Origin of the sequence: Microbacterium sp. 69-7 (genome assembly GCF_001897985.1) — a bacterium.
Classification (GTDB): Bacteria; Actinomycetota; Actinomycetes; order Actinomycetales; family Microbacteriaceae; genus Microbacterium; species Microbacterium laevaniformans.
On sequence record NZ_MKRU01000003.1, the window covers coordinates 26,105 to 33,922 of the forward strand.

A 7,818-nucleotide genomic window follows, 5' to 3' on the forward strand; every position below is an offset into this window, starting at 1 on the left:
CTCGGGAGAGTTTTGAGCATGCTCAACGGGGTTTCCCGACGAGCGGGAGGAGACGATTCCATGAGCACAGCGACCCGCAGCCTGACCGCGTTGCCCATCGGACGGCAACCGTCTCTTGGGAACCCCGGCGCACCTGATCGACAAGAGCCCCACGGCTCACGCCCAGGCGAGAGGAGGTGCCGAGATGACGATACCGGAAGCCTCGCGCGGAGAGCGCCAGCCTATGGATGCCGCCGCCCTGCTCGCCTCGCTCACCGGGCTGTCGCCGAGCGCCGCAGCGTGTCGCTACGCCGAGGCAGGCATCCCGGTCTTTCCCTGCGTCACAGGAGGCAAGCGCCCGCTGACCAAACGGGGATTCCACGAGGCGAGCACCGAACCGCGCCAGGTCGCTCGCTGGTGGGCGCGTTGGCCGCGCGCCAACATCGGGATGCCGACGGGTCAGATCTCCGGGCTGGAGGTCGTGGATGTCGACGTGCACGGGGCGATCCGCGGCTTCGCAGCGTTCGAGCTGGCCCGGCGCGAGGGGCTGACGGATCGCTGGGCCGCGTTCATCCGCACGCCCTCGGGCGGAGTCCATGCCTACTACCCGGCCGACCCCGAGCTGGTGCAGCCGTCCTGGCAGGTGGCGCGTGCTGGCATCGACTTCCGGGGATCGGGCGGCTACGTCATCGTGCCGCCCTCGATCATCGCCACCGATGCGGGGCCGAGTGCGTATGCCCTCATCGGCTCCGGGCGAGGCGACGCGGTTCCCGTCGATGCCCGCGCGCTACGGCAGTTCCTCGATCCGCGACCGGCGCGCCCGATGCCCGTCATCCCTGTCGAGCGAACGGACGACATTGACGTGGAGCGGATCGCCCGCTGGGTCGGAATGCGCGGCGAGGGCGAGCGCAACCGCGGCCTGTTCTGGGCCTCGTGTCGACTCATCGAGGCGGGTATCCCGCCCGACCGCGTGCGTGCCGCGCTGGGGCCGGCTGCCGAGCGCGCAGGCTTGCCCACGCCGGAGATCGAGACGACGATCCGCTCGGCGCACCGCGTAGCGAGGGGCGCACAATCCGCGCCTACCGCCAGTTCCGTGCCCAGCCATGCAGCTCAGCCTTCATCGGGTCAGGTGCTCTCGTGATCCCCGGCAGCACGCAGCAGCCGCGCGGGCGGATCGCCGTGTGGACGGCGGTAGCTGGGACCGTATTCATCGCCGCAGCCGCCTTCTGGCTGTCGTTCACGGCGCTCGCCGACCTCGCGCGACGCTCCGGCGTCGATGAGAGCCAGGCGTGGGCATGGCCGCTCATCGTGGACGGCATCATCGTCGTCGCCACGGTGTCCGTCGTCGCGCTCGCGGGGCAACGTGCCGCCTGGTATCCGTGGCTCCTGCTCATGGCCGGTGCCGCGGTCTCGGTCGCCGCCAACGCGATCCACGCGGTCGTCGCCGCTGACGCCGACGTTCCTTCGGCCCTCGCAGGATCGGTCGCCGCAGTACCGCCGCTCGTGCTGCTGGCGATCACTCACCTGACGGTGGTGCTCACTCGACGGTTCCGTGGAGAGCCGTTGACGCAGACGGCCGAGTTGGTCTCGAGCGCGGTCGAGTACCTGTCGCCGGAACCGTCTGCGCACCTTGCTCCTAGAGAACTCGCCCTGCGACTGAAGGAGGACGGCATGACGAACACCGCCATCGCTCGCGCGACCGGGGTGCATCCGTCCACGGTCGGCCGCTGGCTGGCGACGCCCGCGCTCTCCGCCGCATCGGAAGGAGGCGCGCTGTGAACGATGAGTTGCCGGAGGACGAGCACGCGCGTCGGCTTGCCGATGTCCTCCACACGCTGAAGCCGACTCCGAGCGAGGCTGCCGAGATCTCGGAGCTGGCGCGCCACACGGACCCGTGGCTCGCCGCGCAGAGGTGGCGAGGCGGCCACCCACTCCTGGAGCGGCTGAGCGCAGAGCACGACCGCAGCCAGGTCGTGTGGGTGCGCCCGACCGAGCTGCTCCCATCCGCCTCGGCCCGCATGATCGGGCGCAGCATCGACCTGCGCACCGAACTGGCGCGCCGCGTCGAGGAACGTCGGCAGACCTCGCCGCAGGCAACTCCGGTGACCCGGCCCGGCATCAGGGGGCGTGCCCAGGGCATCGCGCCGCTCTCCGCGTTCGGGCAGTCGCCCGCGCACCAGTCCTCTGTCAGCCGCGACCCGCTCCGCCGCCTGTGAGCGCGCCATGTCTGCCCAGGCCGCTCCCACGTCGTTCCGCACCCCGGAGGGACTGCGCGCGCTCCTGGAGCGTCTTCACGACGATGGGAAAGGCGCGTGGCGGCGCGACGTGGATGTCGCGGCGCTCATGGAGTACACGGCGGGTCGGTACGCGAGCCTCGCGCGAAAGCACGGCCTCGACCCGTGGGAGGCGGCGAGCGCCGCGTTCGACGCGATGCGCACCCCGGCCGTGCGCAACGCGGAAGATCCGTGGGCCGTCGTCACCCGGGCCGTGCAGGTCACACTGATCGCCGAGGAACGGGGCAATGGGCTGCTGTGCTCGACGCATCAGGCACGCAGGCCGCAATACAGCGGCTTCCACGACCCGGAGCGGTTCAGCGACCGAGAGAACCCACTCACCGACTACCACGAAGCGTTGCAGGTCGCGCCCGCGGGTGAGGACGAGAACGAATCGGACGACGAGGCATCTGGCGTCGTCCGTGCAGTCGAGGACGCGATCAAGCTACTGGCGCTGCTCGACTGGCCGGAGCAGACGGCGCGCGCGGCCATCGAGCACATCTGCACTCGACTCGGCGACGCGCCGTCGCGGGCGAGCGCAGCGGAATCGCTTCGGCGAGACCCACACGCTCGGGCCGTGCTCGATCTGTCGTCGACGAGCTGGAACGCGCTGCTCCGTGCGATCCTCGGCAACCCCGATCCCGATCAGGCCCACACCGCCGTCGGCCGCGGCGTGCTGTTCCGCCTTCTTGTCGGCGAGCCCCTGCGTGCGCTGCTCACCGATGACGACCTCGTGCTGCTGCTCGGCCTGAACGCGCCCACTCTGGCGGGGGCGAGGTGAGCACATGGCGGCGAGCACCGGGCACATCGAGCTGGAACGCACCATCGACTCCATCGTCGTCGGCAGCCGTCATCGCATGGAGCTGGGCGACATCGACGCACTCGCAGCATCCATCGAACGTGACGGACTTCTCCAGCCTCCGACCGTGACACCGGACGGCGTGCTCGTGTGCGGCGCTCGACGCATCGCGGCGCTGCGCAAGCTCGGCCATAAGAAGGTCAACGTCTTCGTGCGCTCCGGGATCAGCGACCGGCTCCAGAGGCTCATGGCCGAGCAGGCCGACAACGTGCTCCACAAGCCATTCACGCAGACCGAGGCCGCGGCGCTGTACCGCGAGCTGAAGACGCTCATGGCCGAGGACGCCGCTCGTCGTCAGGCGGCGACGCAGTTCGGTGCTGGCGGGAAGATCGCCGGAACGAGCGGTGGTGCCGTCACGGCACCACCGCTGATCGGCGCTCCGGGCAAGTCCCGCGCGCAGGCTGCGCTCATGGTCACCGGGCGCAAGTCGTACACGAGCCTGGAACAGATCAACGACCTCCAGCGGATCGCCAATGACCCCCGACAGCCGGAGGATGTGCGCGGCTTCGCCCGCTCAGAACTCGACGCCATCGACCGCGGCTCGTCGATCACCACGGCGCACGCCCGCACGATCGCCATGCTGGCGATCCCGCAGGAGGAACCCGAACCACCCGGCGAGCTGGAGTTGCTCGCACAGGAGGCGCTGGAGCGCGCGAAGCAAGGGCGCAAGCGAGGCCCGGCACCCGGACCAGCGTCGAGCGCCGTGCCGGTTCGCTATCCGGTGCGGGCGTTCACCCTCACCTGGAGCGACCTCGATCAGTGGTGGTCACACTACGACCCTGCTGAGGTCGGCACCGCGCTGAGTGATGACCAGTGGGAGCACTTCGAGACGATCCTCGACGCTACCGTCCGTTTCTTCGACGCGGCCCGCGCCGCCCGAACCGCCCTCCAACGTCTCGCCAAGGAGAGTGCCTGATGCCGCAGACTCGCTTCCCTCGTCGCCTCATGATCCTCCTGATCGTCGGTGCCGCCGTGCTTGCCGTCCTCGTCGGAGTCGGGCTCTACGGGTTGCTGCTCGCGCCTCGATCCGAGCCTTCGCCGGGCGGCAGCTCCACGAGCGACCCACCAGGCGCTTCCACCAGCGCACCGTCCCCGACATCGAGCACGCCGCCCGTCGTCCGTGAGTCCGACGACCCCGAGAGGTTCGCGCGAGCCGTCGCCATCGCGCTGTTCACATGGGACACCGCGACCGAGTTCGGGCCGACCGACTATGCGCAAGTCATCGTGGATGTGGGCGACCCCTCCGGCAATGAGACCGCCGGGCTCGCCTCTGACGTGCGCACCTATCTCCCGACCGCGGACGCCTGGGCGCAGCTTCGCACGATGCAGACCCGCCAATGGCTCGACATCAACGACGTGTTCGTGCCGGACGAGTGGGCGACGGCGCTGGGGCAGGCAGCCGAGGGACAGATCCTTCCGGGCACCGTCGCCTACACGATCACCGGCATTCGGCAACGCGAGGGCATCAACGGCACCGAGCCCGTGACCAGCTCCCACGAGGTCGCGTTCACCGTCTTCATCACCTGCGAGCCGACCTTCGATACCTGCCGCGCGCTTCGCATCTCCGAGCTTGACAACCCCCTGCGTTGATCGGCACCCGCATGAAGAAGTTCGTTGTGGCCATCGCCACCCTCGTCGCAATGCTCCCCATGAGCCTGGTCGGCGTGGGTCTGCTCGTGTCGCCCGCGGTATTCGCCGCATGTCTCTCGTCAAGCTCGCTCGTTGTCGGGCCGATCCCGGAGTCGCTCACAGCCACGACGCACGCGGGCGAGACCGTGACCCTCAACCATGAGCAGCTAACCCATGCAGCCACCATCATCACGGTCGGCGCGCAGACCGAGGGTGTTGGTCGCGCTGGCATCGTCATCGCGCTCATGGCCGCACTCACCGAGTCGCGGCTACGGATGCTTGCAAACTCGGCGGCGATTCCAGAGTCGAGCGATTTCCCGAACGACGGAGAGGGCAGCGATCACGACTCTCTTGGCATATTCCAGATGCGGCCGAGCGCAGGATGGGGCACCGTCGCGGAGCTGATGAACGCGACCTACCAATCGCGCGCCTTCTACGGAGGTTCGAGCGGGCCGAACTACCCATCACCGCGCGGCCTGCTAGACATACCCGACTGGCAGCACCTCGACCCTGGCGAGGCAGCGCAAGCGGTCGAGGTCTCGGCATATCCCGACCGCTACCAGAACTACCAGCCGGTCGCCGAGGCGATCCTCGCTGCACTCACGCGCCGCGCCGAAACCACGCCGGGCGGTACGCCGATCGGCAACGTACCCGAGACGACTGCCATCGTCTTCCCACTCCCGAGCGGGACGTGGGTGAACAGCAGCGACTTCGGGTGGCGCGAAGACCCCTTCACCGGTGAGCGAGCGTTCCACTCAGGAACGGACCGGGCTGCCGACGACGGCACGCCTATCCTCGCGCTCGCCGATGGCGTGGTCAGCTTCGCCGGGCCGTCGGGTGGCTACGGCAACCTCATCATCATCGAGCACACCATCAATGGACAGCGCATCGCCTCCGCCTACGCCCACATGTGGCAGAGCGGCGTCCTCGTCAGCGTCGGGGATCGCGTCGTTGCCGGGCAGCACATCGGCAACGTCGGTTCGGCGGGCAGGTCGACCGGAGCCCATCTGCATTTCGAGATCCGGCCAGGCGGGTCGAACGCAGCGGCGGTCGATGCCGAGCCGTGGCTTGCCGCCCACGGAGTTCAGAACCTCGATGCCGCAAGCACCGCGGCGCTCTGCTCAGCACAGATGGCCGCATGACATGGACATATTCCCCGACTTCGGAGCCGTCGGCGGTCAGGCAGAACTGCGCGCCATCGTTGGCGCGCTGCTGACCATCGTGCTCATCCTCGCCGTGCTCATGCTCGTCATCTGCGCCGCAGTGTGGGCGATCTCGTCGGCGAACGGCAACATCACTTCGGCTGTCCGCGCGCGCACCGGATTCCTCGTCTCCGTCGGAGCTGCCGCACTCGCCGGCCTCGGCGTCACCTGGGTCAACTTCCTGCTCGGCGTCGGCGCGAGCATCTGACGCCAGTCCAACCGGAACAGCGTGCGCACCTACCGGGTAAAGGCGTCCCTCGCCTGCTGAAGGAGCACACAGTGATCGACATCGACCCCAATACCGACGGGTTGCCCGGCATCGAGCAGCTCCGCGTCATCGTCGGCGCGGCCATGACGGTGGGGCTCATCCTCGCCGTCCTCGCCCTCATCATCTCGGCCGTGGTCTGGGGCTACGGGGCGAACAGCTCGAATCCGCACCTCGCCAGCCGTGGCAAGGTCGGCGTGCTCGTCTCGTGCGGCGCGGCCATCATCTGCGGGGCATCCGTCACCCTGGTCAACTTCTTCTGGAACGTCGGCCAGTCGGTCTAGCACCACGACCGAGTTGAGATGGCTGAGCCGATGAGTGTTTGTGATGTGCCCGTCATTGCGTCAGTGTGCGATGCCGTGGGTGAGGGAACCGCGTCGCTCATCTCCGCGCCGTTCGACTGGCTTGCGCAGGCAATGGGGCAGGCCGCCGCCTGGCTGTTCGAGAGCGTGTGGACGGTGTTCGACTCGACCACGCTCGTCGACGTGACCGGAAGCCAGTACGTCTCGGTCTACAACGTGCTGTTCGGGGTGGCGATCTTCGTCATGCTCGTCTTCTTCTGCCTCCAGCTCACCGGGCTCGTGCATCGAGATCCGATGGCACTGTCGCGCGCGGGCGTGGGACTCGCCAAGTCGGTGCTCGGATCGTTCGTCGCCATCACCCTCACCGCAACCCTGTTGGAGGTCACCGATCAGCTCACCATCGGCATCGTGCAGGCGACGGGCAACACGATGGAGGGCATCGGCGACCGCATGGCCCTGCTCGCCGCTGGGCTGACGACGATCAACATCGCCTCGCCCGGCGTCGGTGCGATCATCACGATCTTCCTTGCCGGGCTCGGCATCGCGGGTGCGGGCATCGTGTGGTTCACGCTGCTCATCCGTAAGGCGCTGCTGTTGGTCGCCATTGTCTTCGCGCCCATCGCACTCGCCGGGTTCACCTGGGATGCCGCGAAGGGTTGGTTCGGACGCTGGGCGGCGTTCGTCGTGGCGCTCATCTTCTCGAAGCTCGTCATCGTCGTCGTGTTCCTCGTCGCCATTGGGCAGATCAGCGCGCCCATCGACCTCGACCTCGCCTCGATCAGCGACCCAATCTCGGGCGTCGTGCTGATGTTCATCGCCGCGTTCGCGCCATACCTGACCTACAAGTTCATCTCGTTCGTGGGCTTCGACATGTACCACGCGATGTCGAGCGAGCAGGAAGCGAAGTCGGCCCTCAACCGACCCGTCCCGCTGCCGGTCAAGGCTCAGCCGAACGCGGCAAAGTCCGTCCTCGGAGGGCAAAGCGGCGCGAGAGGCGGGACTCCTCCCGCGCCGAGCACAGCTCCCGCTGCAAGTGGCGCAGCAGGCGGCGCTGCGGGCGCAGGTGGCGGGGCGGCCGCTTCCGGTGGCGGGGCGGCGGCGTCGGGGGGCGCGGCAGGTGCCGGGGCAGCAGCGGCCGGGCCTGCGGCAGCAGCCGTCGTCGGGGCGCAGGTTGTCAAAGCCGCAGCGACGACTGGCCCGAAAGTCGGTGCCGCGGTCGGCGGCGCAGCAGCCGGGCACGCAGAGACATCAACGCCGCCGATACCCGTGGCACCGAGGAGGGGGTAGAACATGGCCACCCCGCACCCTC

Annotated in this window: 10 protein-coding genes; all 10 read left to right on the forward strand. The window is 68.7% G+C overall.

Features of this window, described 5'->3' with window-relative positions; genetic code table 11:
- The first annotated feature begins 184 nt into the window (after positions 1-184).
- A complete protein-coding gene (locus BGN98_RS00250) occupies positions 185-1,120 on the forward strand; it encodes a bifunctional DNA primase/polymerase (RefSeq protein ID WP_125131944.1) in 936 nt (311 codons plus the stop codon).
- Positions 1,117-1,758 carry a DUF2637 domain-containing protein gene (locus tag BGN98_RS00255; RefSeq protein WP_240640373.1) on the forward strand — a complete coding sequence of 214 codons (642 nt, stop codon included), beginning with the start codon at positions 1,117-1,119 and terminating at the stop codon, positions 1,756-1,758. The genes BGN98_RS00250 and BGN98_RS00255 overlap by 4 nt, the downstream gene beginning before the upstream one ends.
- Entirely contained in the window at positions 1,755-2,195 is a 441-nt protein-coding gene (locus BGN98_RS00260) for a hypothetical protein (RefSeq protein ID WP_125131945.1), read from the forward strand. The genes BGN98_RS00255 and BGN98_RS00260 overlap by 4 nt, the downstream gene beginning before the upstream one ends.
- Before the next feature lie 7 nt (positions 2,196-2,202).
- Complete coding sequence (locus tag BGN98_RS00265) at positions 2,203-3,033, forward strand: hypothetical protein (RefSeq protein WP_125133392.1); 831 nt, start codon at positions 2,203-2,205, stop codon at positions 3,031-3,033.
- Between the two features lie 4 nt (positions 3,034-3,037).
- Positions 3,038-4,027 (forward strand): ParB N-terminal domain-containing protein, encoded by a 990-nt coding sequence (locus tag BGN98_RS00270; protein ID WP_125131946.1) that lies wholly within the window; start codon positions 3,038-3,040, stop codon positions 4,025-4,027.
- Positions 4,027-4,701 (forward strand): hypothetical protein, encoded by a 675-nt coding sequence (locus BGN98_RS00275; RefSeq protein ID WP_125131947.1) that lies wholly within the window; start codon positions 4,027-4,029, stop codon positions 4,699-4,701. The genes BGN98_RS00270 and BGN98_RS00275 overlap by 1 nt, the downstream gene beginning before the upstream one ends.
- Before the next feature lie 11 nt (positions 4,702-4,712).
- Positions 4,713-5,882, forward strand: a complete 1,170-nt coding sequence (locus BGN98_RS00280; protein WP_125131948.1) for a M23 family metallopeptidase — start codon at positions 4,713-4,715, stop codon at positions 5,880-5,882.
- 1 nt (position 5,883) lies between these two features.
- Positions 5,884-6,150, forward strand: a complete 267-nt coding sequence (locus BGN98_RS00285) for a DUF6112 family protein (RefSeq protein WP_125131949.1) — start codon at positions 5,884-5,886, stop codon at positions 6,148-6,150.
- A gap of 71 nt (positions 6,151-6,221) precedes the next feature.
- Positions 6,222-6,491, forward strand: coding sequence for a DUF6112 family protein (locus tag BGN98_RS00290; protein WP_045246597.1), 270 nt, complete (start codon positions 6,222-6,224; stop codon positions 6,489-6,491).
- A 30-nt stretch (positions 6,492-6,521) separates the two neighbouring features.
- Positions 6,522-7,796, forward strand: coding sequence for a conjugal transfer protein TrbL (locus tag BGN98_RS00295; protein WP_288118654.1), 1,275 nt, complete (start codon positions 6,522-6,524; stop codon positions 7,794-7,796).
- The last annotated feature ends 22 nt before the right edge of the window (positions 7,797-7,818 follow it).